This is a genomic window from Hungatella sp. (assembly GCF_046966825.1).
In genome coordinates this window covers 1-16851 of sequence record NZ_JBKVCZ010000016.1, presented here as the reverse complement: position 1 = coordinate 16851, position 16851 = coordinate 1, and the positions used below count along the sequence as shown (strand labels likewise).

The following is a 16851-nucleotide window of genomic DNA, read 5'->3' as shown; positions in this document are numbered from 1 at the left end:
CATTGTAATTAATTCAATATTAGGTATAAAGGAGGTAAGGATGAAACGATACAGGATTGGAAAATGGTTTATGATTTTCTTATTCATTATGTTCTATACGTTTACCAGCTATGCATTGGAGGGTTGGCAACAGGATGGGGAGGGGCAATGGTATTACATGCAGGATGAAAGGAAAGTCATAAATCAATGGGTAGCTTGGCCAGACGGAAGCTTGCGGTTCGTAGGAAAAAATGGGCTGATTGTAAGAAAAGATTGGGTTACTTATGAAGGTAACCGCTATTATATAAAGGAAGACGGAACACGCTGTGAGAATGAGTGGTTTGGAATCGACAGTGTGCCAACTAGTCCGGATATCGAAGTAAAAACGAACTGGTACTATGCTGATGCCGATGGAAAAATATATAGAAATGGCTGGTATGACATAAATGGAAAACAATATTATTTTTATTCGGGTGGGAATTGTCCATTAAATGAAATTTTTAAACTGGGCGAAAGTCGACACTATGTTGACTGGGATAGTGGGCTTTACCAAAATACTTGGTTTACAATAACAAATACTAGTTCTAAGGGAGCCTCTTATACATATTGGTATTATGCAAAGCCGGATGGAACACTTCTGATGAATGGCTGGTACGATGTGGAAGGGGGAATATACTATTTTGATGCAAACGGTAATTCGCCAAGAAAAAGTTGGGTTGATATTGAGGGAGAACGATATTATGTAGATGACAATGGTATTAAACAGGAGAATGGTTGGTTTACTATATCTGGGGTGAATAGTAAGGGACAGGCATACTCTAACTGGTATTATGCAGAACCAGGCAGCGGATTAATCAAACGATGGGGCTGGCATGAGATCGAGCGAAACTGGTACTATTTCGATAATAATGGTCTGTCGTATCGGAATCGTTGGTATGTAGCTGAGGATAAAAAGAGATACTATTTTAATTCGGCTGGAATTTTGCTGACCGGTTGGTTTAAAGTTGCTATAAAAAATACAGCAACGGGTGCCATGACAGAAAATTGGTATTATGCGGATGAGAACGGATCTGTGAGAACGGACGGATATTATGAAATTACAGGAAAACAATATTATTTTGGAACAAATGGAGTTATGTATAAGAATCAGTGGGTGATAAGTAAAAATGGTTCAAAACGGTACTTAAGTGATACGGGAGAATTATATGAGAATTGTTGGTTTCATATTGAAGAAACCAATGAAGATGGCACAGATAATTCAAACTGGTTTTATGCAGGAGATAATGGGAAGATTTGTGTTAATAGATGGTATACCATAGACGGTAAAGAGTATCATTTTAATAAGGCTGGTGAAATGTCTACTGGGTGGCTTGCAGATGGAGATACTAATAATATTTTTTACTGCGGAGAAGATGGAGCCCGGCGATATGGCTGGCAGTGGCTAGAGATCCCAGACGGTTGGTCAGATGACAATGAGATTGTGTCCGGTTATATCGGTGAGTATGGTGATTACGCATATTTTTACTTTGATCCGCAAAACGGAAAGAAAAAGTACTGTACCTCTGGAACATACCGAGAATTGACGATTGAAGGTAAAACGTATTGTTTCGATACAAAAGGCATTATGCAGATGGGATGGATACCGATAAAATCTACGAGTCCTGCTATAAAGGGATATCGATATTACATTACAGATTCGAAAGAAACTTCATCGCTTAGACAGGGGCAGAGGTTGGAAAACATCTGGATGGAGTTGGATAGCCCAGGAACGATAGACGGTGGTTCAGACCGGGGACGCTATTATTTTACAGCATGTGGTGAACCGGCCTGTGGCCTTCCCGGTAAGTATATGATTAAAAAGATTCAGGGAAAGCGCTATGCATTCGACGGATACGGCAATGTGGCATGGGGGTTGTTGGAGATCGGAAATGAGTTCTATTATTTTGGAGAGTCTGCGAAGAGGTGCGCTGGAGTTACAGGAAGGTGTACTATTATAGATGGGGCAGATAGCAGAAAGTCTGTTTACCGTTTCGATGGCGAAGGAAAGGGGATAACTGGAGTCAGAGATGGTTATTTTTATTATAAAGGAAAACTTCAGAGGGCAGATACGGCGGCGGAATACGAAGCATTTGAGGTCCCAGGAATAGGAGTCCGCCTGATTAATTCTTCAGGGAAGGTAGTGAAAAAGGCCAAGGTTAAAGATGGAGATGGAGCGCTGTGGGTAACTAATACTTCTGGCGTAATCATGCAGTATGGTTCTGACTACATTGCTCAGACTTCGCTACCGGAACCCACAGCCATGGCACCTGATTGAGAGAAGTTAAGAAAAATTATAAGTACAGGTACTTTACAGTCATTACCCAACACTTTTACCATATGGACTTAAGGACAACTCACTTATCACAGTCAATTTGCTCTTTTATTGATAGTGACCAAAATGTTCTATATCTAAAAAAGGATCTTTGAGGACGCCATAGGTATCAATAGTGTCAAAAGCAGAATTATCCATGGATTTGTCATTATTTGGCGAGTCAGACTAATTCCAAAGGATAGAGTTTTAAGTGATTATCAATAAAAAATAATATGTTGGACAATGTTTAGCTGACCAATTTTATAGGGGGTGAAATTGAGACTGCCTTTTTAATAAGCCTTAACCTGTGGATAAGGACATTTGTTTTAGGAAGATACTTAGCTACGTACAGTTCTATACTGGAGACATCAAAAATAAAAATTTGGGAGATGAAAGAAAGCTAATAAGCGGGTAAGGCCGTTTGCGAGTGTGGGACTGATATATGTGTAATAAGGAGGGCATTACAAAGACATTTTGATTCCTGTATATTTCAAAAAACTGGAAGAAAGAAGGGAAATCGTCAATTAAGATATCCAGATAGAAATTAATTCATTTTAAGTAAAACTTATGATATTTAATAAATATAAATATTCTTTTTATAAGTTGCATGGCACATATATTATGCCATTAGCGGAGAGTAAATTCGTTTAAATAAAATAAGAAGACCTAATAAAATAAATGGGCTTTGACATTTTATAAAAGCCTGTAATTAGATGAAAGGATGTAAATCATATTATGTCAAAATACTTCGGCACCGACGGCTTCCGCGGCGAAGCCAACGAAACTCTGACCGCAGAGCACGCATACAAAACAGGTCGTTTTATCGGCTGGTACTATGGATTAAAACGCGCGGACGGACGCGCAAAGGTTGTAATAGGCAAGGATACGAGGCGTTCCTCCTATATGTTTGAGTACGCCCTGGCTGCGGGGCTTACGGCTTCCGGGGCGGACGCCTGTCTTCTCCATGTCACGACAACACCCAGCGTATCGTACGTAGTGAGAACGGAGGACTTCGACTGCGGCATCATGATTTCAGCAAGCCACAACCCGTATTATGATAATGGTATCAAATTGATCAATTACTACGGCGAAAAGATGGAGGAAGATACAATTCTGGAAGTAGAGGCGTATCTGGATGGCATTACTGGAGAGATCCCGTTTGCAAAAGGAGAGAAGATCGGCAGAACTGTCGATTACGCCATTGGGCGGAACCGCTATATCGGCTATCTGATATCGCTGGCCACCCGCTCTTATGAAGGATTAAAGGTTGGCCTGGACTGCGCCAACGGCAGCGCATGGATGATTGCCAAGAACGTCTTTGACACATTGGGGGCGCGGACATATGTGATACATAACAATCCCGATGGCATTAATATCAATCAGGGCTGCGGTTCCACCCATATTGAGGCCCTGCAAAAGCATGTCATGGAAAACGGCCTGGATGTGGGATTTGCCTTCGATGGAGACGCTGACCGATGCCTCTGTGTAGATGAACATGGAAATGTTGTAGATGGAGACGCGATATTATACATCTATGGCTGCTACATGAAGGAGCGGGGCAAGCTGGCGGGAAACAAGGTGGTCACCACCATTATGTCCAACTTCGGCCTCTACAAGGCGTTTGACGCAGCCGGAATCGAATATGAAAAGACCGCAGTCGGAGACAAGTACGTATATGAAAATATGGAAGCGAACGGCTACCGGCTCGGCGGGGAGCAGTCCGGCCACATTATTTTCCGGAAATATGCCGCCACAGGAGATGGAATTCTGACTGCCATAAAGATGATGGAAGTGATGCTGGAGAAGAAAATGACGCTCAGCAAACTGGCCGAACCGTTTACGGTTTATCCCCAGGTATTGAAAAATATCCGTGTCAGGGACAAGGCCGCCGCCAGAAATGACGAGGCAGTTAAAAATGCGATTGCCATAGTGGAAGAAAAACTGGGCGCGGAAGGACGCATTCTGGTACGTGAAAGCGGAACAGAGCCAGTACTCCGGATTATGGTTGAGGCGGATCAGATAGAGACGTGTGAGGCTTACGTGAATACGATACTGCAGATCATCATTGACAGAGGGTATCAGGCAGAATAACGGAAAATACAAACCAACATCAATTATACAAACAAAAAACACCGGCGGTTTCTACCGCCGGATCATTTTTTATTGGGGGAAATAAAGGAGGAGTTGAAATGGTATACGACCGCACCGGAGCTGCAAAAAGAATCAGACAAAGGCGGAAGGAGCTGGGAATGACGAGTGCGGAGGTGGCTGGTAAAATAGGCAGGGCCGTTCATTATTACGGCGATATTGAACGGGGAACCTGCGGCATGTCCATAGAGACACTTTTGGATTTATCGCATTATCTCGACCTATCGGTGGATTATATTTTGTTCGGTCAGGCGGGAGAAGAACGGATCGATAATCCGGACCTGGCCTACCGAATCTTGAAAAAATACGATGAAAAGACGCAGAATGAGGCCATTGAAATGATGAAATTTTACCTTTGCCTCAGGGAGTCGGGGAAAAAATAAAATCTTATCCTATTTCGAATGGCCGGGAGCTTCCTTCACCTTCAGATTTTGTGCCCGGGAAATGGAGTGATCCGGGCATGACGCAGTCTGTCCATTCTCAGAATCCAAATATTGGTGACGGCAGTTGATACAGACCTCCGTACCTTCGGGAATGATTGCGCCGCAGCATACACAACGGTCTACCATGTTTTTTCCTCCTTTCATTCTTTCCATTCCATATCTAATACCAGTGTACTCCAGCCCTTCCTTATTTATGCATAAAAGGCCGGGACATTCATATATAGGAAAAAAGGAGGTGATGAGGAGGAATAAAACGCTATGGTAAGGTTGCATAAAATAGAATATGCAAAAATGAAATATGTTGTGGAATATTTGTGGAAAAAATTTCTTTTTTCGTTGAAATATACAAAAAAATGGTGTATACTATAAACATATTTGAAAAAGGAGGGTTTTTTACATGAAAAAAATACTGAGTTTAGTTCTGGCGTCTGCGATGGTTGCATCTGCTCTTGCAGGATGTGGAAGCACCAAGACGGCAGAGACACAGGCACCCACCACACAGGCTTCGGCAGAGACCAAAGCTCCGGAAGGATCAGAGGCTGCTCCGGCAGAGACAGCCGCTGCAGCAGGTACAATTGAGGATGGCGCCAAACTGGTTTACTGGCCGATGTGGGCAGAGACTGAGCCGCAGGGCCAGGCGATCTCCGAGGCTGTTGACGCTTTTGTCAAATCTACCGGTGTAGAAGTAGAGATTAACTGGGCAGGCTCTCGTGACACACGTAAGACTCTGGAGCCGGCATTGTCCGCAGGAGAGACCGTTGATGTCTTTGACGAAGATATCGAACGTGTAAACGGTACCTGGGGAAAATATCTTCTGGATATTCAGAGTATGTATGATGCGTCTCCGTTAAACGGCGCACAGAATGCCACTCTGATCGAATTAGCCAAGCAGCAGGGCGGCGGCACCTTAAAGAGTGTTCCTTATCAGCCATCCACATTTATTATGTTCTATAATAAGGATGCCTTCACAAAAGCCGGTATTACAGCGGTTCCGACTACGTGGGACGAATTCCTTGCCGACTGTGAAGCGCTTAAGGGAGCAGGTGTGATTCCGATGACCGTTGACGACGCTTATATGGCATGCCTGTTTGGTTTCCTTATGGACCGTGTCGCTGGTTCTGATACAACCGAGGCTGTTGCCGCAGGCGACTTCAGCAACGAAGCAGTCTTAAAGACAGCACAGGTTCTGGAAGAACTGGTAACAAAGGGCTACATAGATCCACGTGCAGCGGGCAACGTATATCCGCAGGGCCAGAGCAATATCGCTGACGGCAGTGTTGCCATGTACTTAAACGGAAGCTGGCTTCCAAACGAAGTAAAGAACCAGACACCGGAAGACTTCAAGTGGGGCGCATTCTCACTTCCGCAGATCGCTGAAGGCGGTGACGGAGCAGAATCCAACCAGTACGGTGCACAGTGTTTCGCAATCAACAAAGATACCAAGTATCCGAACGCTGCATTTGCCCTGATTCAGTGGCTGACAAGCGGCGAATGGGATCAGAAGCTTGCTGATGCCAGTATGGGTGTTCCCATGGACAACGATGCTACATGGCCGGCTGCACTTGCAGATGCCAAGGCAGTTCTGGATTCTACGACACACAGACTGAACTGGGCAGTAGGAATGGAAAATGATACCAATGTCAACGCGGCTATTAAGACTAACATGGCTATGATGATCAGCGGCAGTGTCAACGCACAGCAGTTTGCGGATGCATTTGCTAAGATTCAGAAGGGTTCATGATCGCTTTAACAGACTGATAGACAAAGGGGCGGTGGCGCCACTGCCGCCGCCCCCTTTTTATTTCAATAGAAAAATGTGTTCTATGGAAAATGGAGGGCGACTCTTATGGCAAAGCAAAAAACGGCAAAAAAAGGCGGCAGCCCGTTGCGCCGGAACACCACTCCCATGCTGGTAATGTTCCTGACACCTGCTGTGCTGCTGTACTTAATTGTATTTCTGTATCCGACGATGCGCACCTTTATCATGAGCTTCTGCAAGGTAGAAGGTGTGACAGATCCGGTTTCCACATGGCAGTTCAGCGGTTTTACCAACTATGTGAAATCTTTTAACAACAATATGTTCCAGACGGCTATGATGAACCTGGGAAGACTGTGGCTGGTCGGCGGTATCGCCGTTATGGCTCTGGCGCTGGTGTTTGCGGTAGCCCTCACAAACGGTATGAAAGGAAAAAAGTTTTTCCGAAGCGTGATTTATCTGCCAAACCTGGTTTCCGCAGTTGCTATGGGTACCATGTGGCTGTATTATGCGCTCAGTAAAGAGAGCTACGGCCTGCTCAACACCATCATCGGATGGTTTGGCGGCAGCAATGTCATGTGGACGGATCCCCACCACAAATTCTGGAGCATGCTGATTGCCTACTGCTTCGGTATGGTAGGATACCATATGCTGATTTTTATGAGCGGTATTGAACGGATCAGCGCAGATTATTACGAGGCCGCTTCCATAGAAGGCGCCAATGTATTCAAAAAATTCTGGTATATTACGCTTCCTCTGCTCCGCGGTTCCATTCGGACCAACCTCGTTATGTGGACGGTATCGAGTGTCGGCTTCTTTATCTGGGGCCAGGTATTCGATCCGGTCAACTTATCCGAGCAGACGGTAATGCCGCTGAACTATATGTATGAGCTTGTTTTCGGTGCGTCCAATGCGGTCCAGGCAGTACGTGATTCCGGCGTGGGCGCCGCAATCGGTGTTATGATGGCAGTCATTGTAGTTGCGGTATTCAGCTTAACCACACTCATCATTAAAAATGATGACGCGGATCTGTAGGGAGGTAGATAGCATGGCAAAACAAAAAGAAATAAAGCCGAGAGTGAGTATCAAGAGAGAAGTTCCCAAACTGCCCGGATATATCATGTGCGTGGTCTGGCTTATATTTACGATCCTGTTGATCGGCTGGGTTATACTGGCTTCCTTTTCCACCAGCCGTGAGATTTTAAGCGGAGAATTATTTAAATTCGCCAGCGGATTTCATTTTGAAAACTATACCAATGCATGGAAATCACAGAAGATAAGCGTGTTCTTTGTAAACTCCCTGATCTATACGGCGATTTCCTGTACCATGATTATCCTGGTAGCGGCGCCCGCCGCGTACGCTCTGTCGCGTTTTAAATTCAGAGGCAACATGATTCTGCAAAATCTGTTTGCGACAGCGTTAGGCATTCCGGTTATCATGATTGTAATGCCTCTTTTTTCCATTATTACATCATTAAAGCTTACGAACACACGGGGACTCATTATGTTCCTCTATATCGCCATGAATGTGCCATTCAGCATTTTCTTCCTGCTGGCGTTTTTCTCAAATCTGTCCTATACCTTTGAGGAAGCCGCGGCCATCGACGGCTGTTCCCCCATCCAGACTTTCTGGAAGATCATGTTTCCGCTGGCGCAGCCCGGTATTATAACCGTGACGATTTTCAATTTTATCGCCATCTGGAATGAATTTTTCATGTCCATGCTGTTTGCAAGCAAGCAGAACGTACGCCCGATTGCCGTAGGTCTTTATAATATGGTAAAAGGTATGCAGTATACAAATGATTACGGCGGAATGTTTGCGGCCGTTGTCATCGTATTTGCGCCGACCTTCCTGCTCTACTTGTTCCTGTCAGACAAGATCATCGCAGGTGTAACCGGCGGAGCGATCAAGGGGTAGCCTATGAATCCGACATTGACATTTGAAACTGCATATATGAAAACTGCGCCCAAAGGGCCGGAGGCCTCGGTACCCAACTTGACAGGCATGGAAAATATGCAGAACAAGACAGCGTTTTACTTAGACGAGGACGATGAGATATACGAAGCCTACGGGAAGCTTACGAATAGCTATCCGTACCGGGATTATACCTGCTATACGCGGGAATGCGGCACTCATCCGGTGAAGACCGCAGTTCTTGAGAATGAATTTTTAAGGGCCGTGTTTCTGCCTGAATTCGGCGGACGCCTGTGGCGGCTTACCGATTTAAAGGCGGGGCGCGAGCTGCTTTATACCAACGATGTGATACGCCCCAGCAATCTGGCGCTGCGTGACGCCTGGTTCTCGGGCGGAGTGGAATGGAACATCGGCCTCATCGGCCATACGCCTCTGACCATGGAACCGCTCTTTACCGCGAGGCTGGAGAATGACAGCGGTATGCCGGTGCTGCGCATGTATGAATATGAGCGGGTGCGCAGAATGGTCTATCAGATGGATTTCTGGCTGGATGAGGGCGGCGCCTTCCTAAACTGCCGCATGCGCGTGGTGAATCATAATCCGGATGTAACGCCCATGTATTGGTGGAGCAACATGGCGGTTCCGGAATACGAAGGCGGCCGTGTAATTGTGCCGGCGGAGAGCGCCTACAGCAGCGGCGGAGGAAGCGTCTATAAAGTGCCGGTCCCGGTGGTGGACGGCATCGATATCTCTTATTACCAAAATATTCCCGGACAGGTGGATTATTTCTTCAATATCCCGGAGGAGGCCCCGCGCTATATTGCCAACGTGGCTCCGGACGGCTACGGGCTTCTTCAGTATTCCACCCGCCGCCTGCGGGGGCGTAAGCTCTTTACCTGGGGTAATAACAGCGCTTCCGCCCGCTGGCAGGAATATCTCACGGAGGAAGCCGGCCGTTATGTGGAGATTCAGGCCGGGCTTGGAAAGACGCAGTACGGCTGTATTCCAATGGCGCCCCACACCGCGTGGGAGTGGCTGGAACGGTATGGCGCCGTGACTTTAAGCGGGCGCAGCGACTCTTTTGAGGAAGAACGGGAAGGTCTGACAGCCATGGTGCGTGACGAAGCAGGGGAGACGCTGGAAAAAACGCTGAAGGACAGCCATGGATGGGCCATGAAGCCAGGCGAGGTGGTTTACCGCGGCAGCGGTTACGCAGACTTGGAAAATGCCTGCCGTGTACGCAGAGGGGAAGAACCGCTTTCTCCTCATCTGGATTACTCCAGTGAGGATGAGCGTCAGACTCCATGGCGGATTTTTCTGGAAACCGGTCATTTCCCATCAGCGGATCCGGCTGACATGCCTGCCGACTGCATGGCGGATGACTTCTGGTACGAGATGCTGAAAGAGCAGGCGAATCAAAACCAAAGTACGGTTTCACCGGATTGGCACCTGTTATACCACCTTGCATTAAATCACATGGCCCGCGGGAAAAACAGGGAGGCGGAGTCGTGTTTTTGTGAAAGCATCCGCCAGAAGGAAAACGCCTGGAGCCGTTACGGCCTGGCCTCACTGCTCTGTCTGGAAGGCCGGGAGTACGAAAGAGCCGTGTCCGGGATGGAAATGGGACTGATGGAGCGGGCGGGAGATCTTTCCTATGTTAAGGAAGGCTTCCGGGTTCTGGCCAGATGCAGCGGGTATGATGCGCTGATCCGGGTCTATGAACAGCTTCCGGAGAACGTGGCAGCCGAGTCACGTGTCGTGCTGGAATATATTACGGCACTCTATCAGACCGGCAGATATAAAGAGGCATATGCGCTTTTGACAGCGGATGGCGGCCTGGTGGTGGCCGATTTGCGGGAGGGCGAGAACTCTATCGTATGCCTCTGGCGGGAGCTGCGAAGGGCTTTACATATGCCGGAGGAAGAAGTGCCCCACGTGTTTGATTTTAACGCTGAGGGCCGGCACAGCTGAGCAGATATTTGCAGGGAAGAAGACGGGGATATTTAGCGGGGAAGAGAGCGCCGACAGTTACAGTCTGGTCGAAAAATGCGGAAGGAGTCGAAAACAGCGGCTCCTTTTGTCGTTTCCCGGCAAAGCTGTTTTTCCTGCTTGCAATTTTTTTCTCTTCGTGGTATACTTAAAAAACTTTATAAATCAATAGTTTTTCGCAAAAAAAGATTGACGAATCCTGACCCATATGATATAGTAATTGGGCGAATGGAAGAGCTTAGGTCTTTTTTTTATGCTCAAAATTACGTTTTGCGGCAGCGCAGGGCGTGAGAACCTGATAATAGAAGAATGGCCGAATAACAACAACGAAAATTTAAGTGGAGGTGGAAGTCGTGCGCACAAAGATCACACTGGCATGTACAGAATGCAAGCAGCGTAACTATAACATGACCAAGGATAAGAAGACTCATCCTGACAGAATGGAAACCAAAAAGTATTGTAGATTCTGTAAGACACATACTTTGCACAAGGAAACTAAGTAATCGGTTTGACGTAAAGGACGTGAAATTATGGGAGATACAGTGAACAACGAGGGAGCTCAGAAGAAGAATTTCTTCCAGGGTTTGAAGACTGAGTTCAAGAAAATCGTCTGGCCTGACCAAGAAACCGTAACGAAGCAGACAATTGCAGTACTGGCTGTATCGATTGCTTTAGGACTGATTATCGCCATTCTTGATTTAATCATCAAGTTCGGTCTCAGTTTTATCTTATAATGATTAAGGGTTAAGGTGAGTGTATGTCAGAAGCACATTGGTATGTAGTCCATACCTATTCAGGCTATGAGAACAAAGTAAAAGTCGACATTGAGAAAACCATTGAAAACAGAAACTTACAGGATCAGATCCTGGAAGTGTCAGTTCCGCTGGAATCCGTTATCGAACTGAAGAATGGTGTGGAGAAAAAGGCCGATAAGAAGATGTTCCCCGGCTACGTACTGATCCATATGATCATGAATGATGATACATGGTATGTGGTGCGTAACACCCGTGGTGTGACAGGCTTTGTTGGTCCTGGATCGAAACCGGTTCCTCTGACAGAAGATGAGATGGCGAGCTTAGGATTCAGAAATGAGGAAGTCATTGTTGATTTTGAGGTTGGAGATACCGTTGTGGTAATTTCCGGTGCATGGAAGGATACCGTTGGTGCTATCAAGTCCATCAACGAAGGTAAGAAATCCATCACGATTAATGTTGAGATGTTTGGCCGAGAGACCCCGGTTGAACTGAATTTCAACGAAATTAAAAAGATGTAACAAGTAAAAGCGGCCTTTTGGTTTCAGAGGGCTCGTGGGAGGGAAATCCCCGACAATACCACATTTATTAGGAGGTGCCTAATTATGGCAAAGAAAGTAACAGGATATATCAAACTGCAGATTCCAGCGGGAAAGGCTACACCAGCTCCTCCTGTCGGACCGGCACTCGGACAGCATGGTGTTAACATTGTACAGTTTACAAAGGAGTTCAACGCAAGAACAGCTGACCAGGGCGACTTAATCATCCCGGTTGTTATCACTGTTTATGCTGACAGAAGCTTCAGCTTCATCACAAAGACTCCGCCTGCAGCTGTATTATTAAAGAAAGCATGCAAGCTTAAATCCGGATCTGCAGCTCCGAACAAGACAAAAGTAGCAACTATCTCCAAAGAAGATTTACAGAAGATTGCCGAGACAAAGATGCCTGACTTAAATGCAGCATCTCTGGAAGCAGCCATGAGCATGATTGCTGGTACGGCAAGAAGCATGGGAATTCAGGTAGCTGAATAGGCTGTGAACACTTAACGAGATCCTTTCGAGTTTAGTGAAGACGCTGTTTACAAAGCTTGGCCCGGTTCTTCCGCGCTTAGCCCAGTGAACATACCCGTGAATCAGCAGGAATTAAAAACGTGGGAGGGACATCCCCGACAATACCACTAGGAGGTTATTTATAATGAAAAGAGGAAAAAGATACGCAGAGGCAGCGAAGACAATCGATCGTTCTGTTCTCTACGATGCACCGGAAGCAATCTCATTAGTTAAGAAAGCTGCAAGTGCTAAATTTGATGAAACAATTGAAGCTCATATCAGAACCGGTTGTGACGGACGTCACGCAGATCAGCAGATCCGTGGTGCAGTTGTACTGCCTCATGGTACAGGTAAGACTGTAAGAATCTTAGTATTCGCTAAGGGACCTAAGGCTGACGAGGCTTTAGCTGCAGGCGCTGATTTCGTTGGAGCAGAGGAATTAATTCCGAAGATCCAGAACGAAGGCTGGTTAGACTTTGATGTAGTTGTTGCTACACCAGATATGATGGGTGTTGTTGGACGTCTGGGACGTGTACTCGGACCGAAGGGCTTAATGCCAAACCCAAAAGCTGGTACAGTTACCATGGACGTAACGAAGGCTATCAACGATATCAAAGCCGGTAAAGTTGAGTATAGACTTGATAAAACAAACATTATCCACGTGCCAGTTGGAAAAGCTTCTTTCGAAGAAGATAAATTAGCGGACAACTTCCAGACGCTTATCGATGCAATCATGAAAGCAAAACCAAGTGCTGTTAAGGGTGCTTACTTAAAGAGCGTTACTCTGACTTCTACCATGGGGCCTGGCGTAAAGCTGAACGTAGCAAAATTAACAAACTAATTTTGTTTTGTGGTTGACATTAATCATAAATCATGTTACAATACGCAAAGTATTGACTGCCGAAGACAGCAGGTGCCGCAAGGCATAAGGTGTAAACGCCTGCCGAGGAACGTACAAGTATCGTTTTAACGAATGATCTGTAGACCTCTCTGTCCTTGTGGCAGAGAGGTTTTTGTTTTCCCGGGACGAAAGTCCAGTGAGATAAAAGCGCTCCGTCAGGACAGAGATATTCTTTTTGCGGTTTATACGGGCGGACCGGCCGGGTAATCGGCCAGGTTTAGACTAAACAGGAGGTAAACCATAATGGCAAAAGTTGAATTAAAACAGCCAGTTGTAGACGAGATCAAGGAATTACTTGATGGCGCTGAGACCGCAGTAGTTGTTGACTACCGTGGCTTAACTGTAGCTCAGGATACTGAACTGCGTAAGAAGTTAAGAGAAGCAGGCGTTGGTTACAAAGTATACAAGAATACAATGATCCGTTTTGCAGCAAAGGGCACAGCATTCGAGGCTCTGGAGCCGAATCTGGAAGGACCTACAGCATTAGCTGTATCCAAGACAGACGCGACAGCTCCGGCAAGAATCCTTGCTGAGTTTGCCAAGACAGCTCCGGCATTAGAGATTAAGGGCGGCGTTGTTGAAGGCGTATATTACGATGAAAAGGGCATGGCTCAGATTTCCAGCATTCCTTCCAGAGAAGTTCTTCTTGGAAAGTTACTTGGAAGCATCCAGTCTCCGATCACCAACTTTGCTCGCGTGCTCAAGCAGATCGCAGAAGCACAGGGCGGCGAAAGCGCAGAGGCTTAATTTTCTTAACGAAGACAAGCGCAGCGCAGCCTGAATTTAGAAAATTAGCGGTTCAGCGACCAAAGGGAGCTGAACTTCCTTACAAAAAATCAAACATATATTAAATGGAGGTATATTATCATGGCAAAGTTAACAACAGCTGAGTTTATTGAAGCTATCAAAGAATTATCCGTATTAGAATTAAATGATTTAGTAAAAGCTTGTGAAGAAGAATTCGGTGTATCCGCAGCAGCAGGTGTTGTTGTAGCAGCAGCAGGCGCTGGCGCAGCAGCTGAAGAAGAGAAGACAGAGTTCGACGTTGAATTAACTGAAGTTGGTCCTAACAAGGTTAAAGTTATCAAGGTTGTTCGTGAAGCTACAGGCTTAGGCTTAAAAGAAGCTAAAGACGTAGTTGACAGCGCTCCGAAGGTAGTTAAGGCTGGCGCTTCCAAGGAAGAAGCTGAGCAGATCAAGGCTTCCTTAGAGGCTGAGGGTGCAAAAGTTACATTAAAGTAATTTAGACTCTTCTTTCCCCCGAATCTGTTTTGCAGATTCGGGGGTTTTTTTAGGGAAAATGCTGTAATAGTCTTGACAATTTATGAAAAAAGGTGTAAACTACACCCGTATTATCGAATGAGGTTATGATTTCACATATTTTTGTAAGTCATTATTTTCGGATGATGCTTTACAAAAATATGTGATTTTTGTTTCATGAGATAAATCAAATAATTTTTTTATTTTTATAGGAGGTACGCGTTATGAACAACGGTACAGTAAAATGGTTTAATGGAGCAAAGGGTTATGGTTTTATCACAAACGACGAGACTGGCGAAGAAGTATTCGTACACTTTTCCGGAATCATGGCTGATGGCTACAAGACTCTTGAAGAGGGCCAGAAGGTAACTTATGATACAACCGAAGGAAACCGTGGTCTGCAGGCAGTTAACGTTTGCTTAGCATAATCACTGTTTTTGCTGAATAAAACCAGAATAAAAGGCTGCTGTCTCTTGCGGGACAGTGGTCTTTTTTTAACTCTTTATTCCCGGATCCCATCTTTATAGAATCTTTATATGCCTGCATTGATTCCCACTATCATTTTTATGATGCCTTCCGTTACAATAAAACTGTAAGAATACGCTGTTTTATGCTTTAGATGGAAAAAGGAGGTGCCAGTATGTTTTTTCATAAAACGAAAACAATCATTATCGCAGGGGCGAGCAGATTTGGCGCGGGATTGGCAGGAAAACTTTCAGGGCGTAATACAAGAATTGTGGTTATTGATTTAAATGAAGATGCATTCCGGAAATTACCGGATGATTTTGGAGGGTATCAGATAGTAGGCGACGGAACCGACGTGGATTTATTAAAACAGGCTGGAATTGAGAGCGCGGAGGTATTTATCGCGGCTACGGATGATGATAATATTAATATTCTGGCGTCCCAGATCGCATGCCGGATATTTAAGGTGCCGGAGGTATTTTCACGGCTCAATGATAAGAATAAAGAAAAGCTGCTGAGCGGCTTTAATGTGAAGCCAATCTGCCCGTTTGTGCTGTCGGTCAATGAGTTTGACCGTCTGACAGAAGGCGAGTATCAGGAGGCGGTGGTCTCATGAAAATCGTAGTGGCAGGAGGCAGGGACGAGGCTGATTTCCTGATCGGACTTTTGTTAATGGGAAAACATAAACTGATTACGGTCAATGAGGATATGAGGTACTGTGAGCATCTCGCAGCGGTTCACGATGATATATCCGTGATCTACGGCGATCCCTGCAAGGAGTATGTGATGGAAGACGCCGGAATCCGCGGATGCGATATTGTGATCGCGCTGCGGGAGAAGGACGCGGATAACCTGGAGATATGCCAGATGGCAAAGCGCCTGTTTGCCGTGAAAAAGACCGTCTGTACCGTAAGAAATCCGAAAAATGTGGAAATCTTTGAGCTGCTGGGCGTGGACCGGGCCATCAGCGCTACCTATATGCTGGCCCATTATATTGAACAGGCTTCTGTGGTGGAAGATCTGGTTAAGGTTATGCCGCTGGAGAACCAGAGGGTTCTGGTGAATGAGATCAGAGTGATGTCCGACTGTCCGGCGGTGGGACAGAAGATCGCCGATATGCGTCTGCCTTTTAACACCATTATCAGCTGCATCATCAGGGACGCCGAGGTGACGGTGCCCAACGGGCAGAGCAAGATCATGGCGGGGGACCGTCTGGTCGTCATGACGACGCCTGAGAGTCAGAAAGAGGCGGTAAAAGCGATCATAGGCAGTGAAGAAAATGAAAAGTGACAAGATGATATGGGAAACATTTGGCGCAAAATACCAGGACGACCGGCGCACGCTGAAAGGCGGCCGCCTCATTGCCGGTTATATGGGAATCGTGATGATTCTGGCAGGGATCATCACGATGCTGCCTTTGTTTACCCTTTTCTTTTATCCGGAGGAAATCGGGCAGGCGCAGTACTTTGTGGCGCCCGGAGTCTCCGCCATACTGGCCGGATACTTAATGAGCCTTGTCCTGCGGGGCAGAAAGGCCGGAAGGCTGGAAAAAAATCAGGAGATGATCGTGGTGCTGGGAACCTGGATCATCGTTATATTTGTGACGGCCATGCCTTTCGTTCTTACGGGAAATTACACGGTGACGCAGGCCGTGTTTGAGACCACCAGCGGACTCAGCACCACGGGTCTGACTGTGGTCAATACGGGTACGGCGCCGCATATTTTTCTGATTCACCGGACCGTGCTGCTGTTTTTCGGAGGGATCGGGCTGGTGTTGGTCATGACGTCGGTTCTGTCCGATGTCTATGGGATGCGTCTGTATCACGCGGAAGGCCATTCAGTCC

Annotated in this window: 19 protein-coding genes and 1 other annotated feature; of the genes, 18 read left to right on the top strand and 1 reads right to left on the bottom strand. The window is 46.2% G+C overall.

Translation table 11 applies throughout. The features are described 5' to 3' along the window. The first annotated feature begins 40 nt into the window (after nucleotides 1-40). From ACLTD4_RS07425 to ACLTD4_RS07415, 3 genes are all read left to right on the top strand, one after another. Nucleotides 41-2293, top strand: a complete 2253-nt coding sequence (locus ACLTD4_RS07425; RefSeq protein WP_117621063.1) for an N-acetylmuramoyl-L-alanine amidase family protein — start codon at nucleotides 41-43, stop codon at nucleotides 2291-2293. A 771-nt stretch (nucleotides 2294-3064) separates the two neighbouring features. Further along, complete coding sequence (gene glmM, locus ACLTD4_RS07420; RefSeq protein WP_117621062.1) at nucleotides 3065-4420, top strand: phosphoglucosamine mutase; 1356 nt, start codon at nucleotides 3065-3067, stop codon at nucleotides 4418-4420. 98 nt (nucleotides 4421-4518) lie between these two features. Then, nucleotides 4519-4860 carry a helix-turn-helix domain-containing protein gene (locus ACLTD4_RS07415; RefSeq protein WP_117621061.1) on the top strand — a complete coding sequence of 114 codons (342 nt, stop codon included), beginning with the start codon at nucleotides 4519-4521 and terminating at the stop codon, nucleotides 4858-4860. Nucleotides 4861-4869: 9 nt separating this feature from the next. Here the strand turns inward: ACLTD4_RS07415 and ACLTD4_RS07410 are convergent, their stop codons facing one another. After that, a complete protein-coding gene (locus ACLTD4_RS07410; protein WP_181988571.1) occupies nucleotides 4870-5046 on the bottom strand; it encodes a hypothetical protein in 177 nt (58 codons plus the stop codon). A gap of 271 nt (nucleotides 5047-5317) precedes the next feature. Here ACLTD4_RS07410 and ACLTD4_RS07405 point away from each other — a divergent pair, with 271 nt between their 5' ends. From ACLTD4_RS07405 to ACLTD4_RS07335, 15 genes are all read left to right on the top strand, one after another. Beyond that, the gene (locus tag ACLTD4_RS07405; RefSeq protein WP_055654704.1) at nucleotides 5318-6661 is read left to right on the top strand and encodes an ABC transporter substrate-binding protein; all 1344 of its coding nucleotides are present in this window, start codon (nucleotides 5318-5320) and stop codon (nucleotides 6659-6661) included. A gap of 105 nt (nucleotides 6662-6766) precedes the next feature. Continuing rightward, nucleotides 6767-7711, top strand: coding sequence for a carbohydrate ABC transporter permease (locus ACLTD4_RS07400; protein ID WP_002601732.1), 945 nt, complete (start codon nucleotides 6767-6769; stop codon nucleotides 7709-7711). Between the two features lie 13 nt (nucleotides 7712-7724). Continuing rightward, entirely contained in the window at nucleotides 7725-8594 is an 870-nt protein-coding gene (locus ACLTD4_RS07395; RefSeq protein ID WP_002601731.1) for a carbohydrate ABC transporter permease, read from the top strand. Nucleotides 8595-8597: 3 nt separating this feature from the next. Next, on the top strand, nucleotides 8598-10562 hold the full coding sequence (locus ACLTD4_RS07390) for a DUF5107 domain-containing protein (protein ID WP_117621060.1): 1965 nt from the start codon (nucleotides 8598-8600) through the stop codon (nucleotides 10560-10562). A gap of 371 nt (nucleotides 10563-10933) precedes the next feature. After that, on the top strand, nucleotides 10934-11083 hold the full coding sequence (gene rpmG, locus ACLTD4_RS07385; protein ID WP_080552267.1) for a 50S ribosomal protein L33: 150 nt from the start codon (nucleotides 10934-10936) through the stop codon (nucleotides 11081-11083). Nucleotides 11084-11110: 27 nt separating this feature from the next. Next, a complete protein-coding gene (secE, locus tag ACLTD4_RS07380) occupies nucleotides 11111-11314 on the top strand; it encodes a preprotein translocase subunit SecE (RefSeq protein ID WP_002601729.1) in 204 nt (67 codons plus the stop codon). A gap of 23 nt (nucleotides 11315-11337) precedes the next feature. Further along, on the top strand, nucleotides 11338-11853 hold the full coding sequence (nusG, locus tag ACLTD4_RS07375) for a transcription termination/antitermination protein NusG (RefSeq protein WP_055654710.1): 516 nt from the start codon (nucleotides 11338-11340) through the stop codon (nucleotides 11851-11853). An 84-nt stretch (nucleotides 11854-11937) separates the two neighbouring features. Continuing rightward, entirely contained in the window at nucleotides 11938-12363 is a 426-nt protein-coding gene (gene rplK, locus ACLTD4_RS07370; RefSeq protein ID WP_002601727.1) for a 50S ribosomal protein L11, read from the top strand. 163 nt (nucleotides 12364-12526) lie between these two features. Continuing rightward, nucleotides 12527-13222, top strand: a complete 696-nt coding sequence (gene rplA, locus ACLTD4_RS07365; RefSeq protein ID WP_055654712.1) for a 50S ribosomal protein L1 — start codon at nucleotides 12527-12529, stop codon at nucleotides 13220-13222. A gap of 41 nt (nucleotides 13223-13263) precedes the next feature. Next, nucleotides 13264-13406, top strand: a sequence feature (ribosomal protein L10 leader region). Nucleotides 13407-13525: 119 nt separating this feature from the next. Then, nucleotides 13526-14029 (top strand): 50S ribosomal protein L10, encoded by a 504-nt coding sequence (gene rplJ / locus ACLTD4_RS07360; protein WP_002601725.1) that lies wholly within the window; start codon nucleotides 13526-13528, stop codon nucleotides 14027-14029. A 120-nt stretch (nucleotides 14030-14149) separates the two neighbouring features. Then, on the top strand, nucleotides 14150-14524 hold the full coding sequence (rplL, locus tag ACLTD4_RS07355; protein ID WP_002601724.1) for a 50S ribosomal protein L7/L12: 375 nt from the start codon (nucleotides 14150-14152) through the stop codon (nucleotides 14522-14524). 242 nt (nucleotides 14525-14766) lie between these two features. Beyond that, nucleotides 14767-14970 (top strand): cold-shock protein, encoded by a 204-nt coding sequence (locus ACLTD4_RS07350; protein ID WP_002601723.1) that lies wholly within the window; start codon nucleotides 14767-14769, stop codon nucleotides 14968-14970. 212 nt (nucleotides 14971-15182) lie between these two features. Beyond that, the gene (locus ACLTD4_RS07345; protein ID WP_002601722.1) at nucleotides 15183-15623 is read left to right on the top strand and encodes a potassium channel family protein; all 441 of its coding nucleotides are present in this window, start codon (nucleotides 15183-15185) and stop codon (nucleotides 15621-15623) included. Continuing rightward, nucleotides 15620-16297: a potassium channel family protein gene (locus tag ACLTD4_RS07340; protein ID WP_412331214.1), complete on the top strand. Its 678-nt coding sequence runs from the start codon at nucleotides 15620-15622 to the stop codon at nucleotides 16295-16297. The genes ACLTD4_RS07345 and ACLTD4_RS07340 overlap by 4 nt, the downstream gene beginning before the upstream one ends. Further along, nucleotides 16287-16851 (top strand): potassium transporter TrkG (locus ACLTD4_RS07335; RefSeq protein ID WP_412331213.1); only part of this gene is annotated, 565 nt, incomplete at its 3' end. The genes ACLTD4_RS07340 and ACLTD4_RS07335, both read left to right, overlap by 11 nt.

What these genes read in the sequence shown, in the direction of transcription:
- ACLTD4_RS07410 (WP_181988571.1), bottom strand. Translation starts at nt 5,046, where the DNA reads ATGGTAGACCGTTGTGTATGCTGCGGCGCAATCATTCCCGAAGGTACG.
- rplK (WP_002601727.1), top strand. Translation starts at nt 11,938, where the DNA reads ATGGCAAAGAAAGTAACAGGATATATCAAACTGCAGATTCCAGCGGGA.
- rplA (WP_055654712.1), top strand. Translation starts at nt 12,527, where the DNA reads ATGAAAAGAGGAAAAAGATACGCAGAGGCAGCGAAGACAATCGATCGT.
- glmM (WP_117621062.1), top strand. Translation starts at nt 3,065, where the DNA reads ATGTCAAAATACTTCGGCACCGACGGCTTCCGCGGCGAAGCCAACGAA.
- ACLTD4_RS07395 (WP_002601731.1), top strand. Translation starts at nt 7,725, where the DNA reads ATGGCAAAACAAAAAGAAATAAAGCCGAGAGTGAGTATCAAGAGAGAA.
- ACLTD4_RS07340 (WP_412331214.1), top strand. Translation starts at nt 15,620, where the DNA reads ATGAAAATCGTAGTGGCAGGAGGCAGGGACGAGGCTGATTTCCTGATC.
- ACLTD4_RS07400 (WP_002601732.1), top strand. Translation starts at nt 6,767, where the DNA reads ATGGCAAAGCAAAAAACGGCAAAAAAAGGCGGCAGCCCGTTGCGCCGG.
- ACLTD4_RS07405 (WP_055654704.1), top strand. Translation starts at nt 5,318, where the DNA reads ATGAAAAAAATACTGAGTTTAGTTCTGGCGTCTGCGATGGTTGCATCT.
- rplL (WP_002601724.1), top strand. Translation starts at nt 14,150, where the DNA reads ATGGCAAAGTTAACAACAGCTGAGTTTATTGAAGCTATCAAAGAATTA.
- secE (WP_002601729.1), top strand. Translation starts at nt 11,111, where the DNA reads ATGGGAGATACAGTGAACAACGAGGGAGCTCAGAAGAAGAATTTCTTC.
- rplJ (WP_002601725.1), top strand. Translation starts at nt 13,526, where the DNA reads ATGGCAAAAGTTGAATTAAAACAGCCAGTTGTAGACGAGATCAAGGAA.
- ACLTD4_RS07345 (WP_002601722.1), top strand. Translation starts at nt 15,183, where the DNA reads ATGTTTTTTCATAAAACGAAAACAATCATTATCGCAGGGGCGAGCAGA.
- ACLTD4_RS07425 (WP_117621063.1), top strand. Translation starts at nt 41, where the DNA reads ATGAAACGATACAGGATTGGAAAATGGTTTATGATTTTCTTATTCATT.
- ACLTD4_RS07350 (WP_002601723.1), top strand. Translation starts at nt 14,767, where the DNA reads ATGAACAACGGTACAGTAAAATGGTTTAATGGAGCAAAGGGTTATGGT.
- nusG (WP_055654710.1), top strand. Translation starts at nt 11,338, where the DNA reads ATGTCAGAAGCACATTGGTATGTAGTCCATACCTATTCAGGCTATGAG.
- ACLTD4_RS07390 (WP_117621060.1), top strand. Translation starts at nt 8,598, where the DNA reads ATGAATCCGACATTGACATTTGAAACTGCATATATGAAAACTGCGCCC.
- ACLTD4_RS07415 (WP_117621061.1), top strand. Translation starts at nt 4,519, where the DNA reads ATGGTATACGACCGCACCGGAGCTGCAAAAAGAATCAGACAAAGGCGG.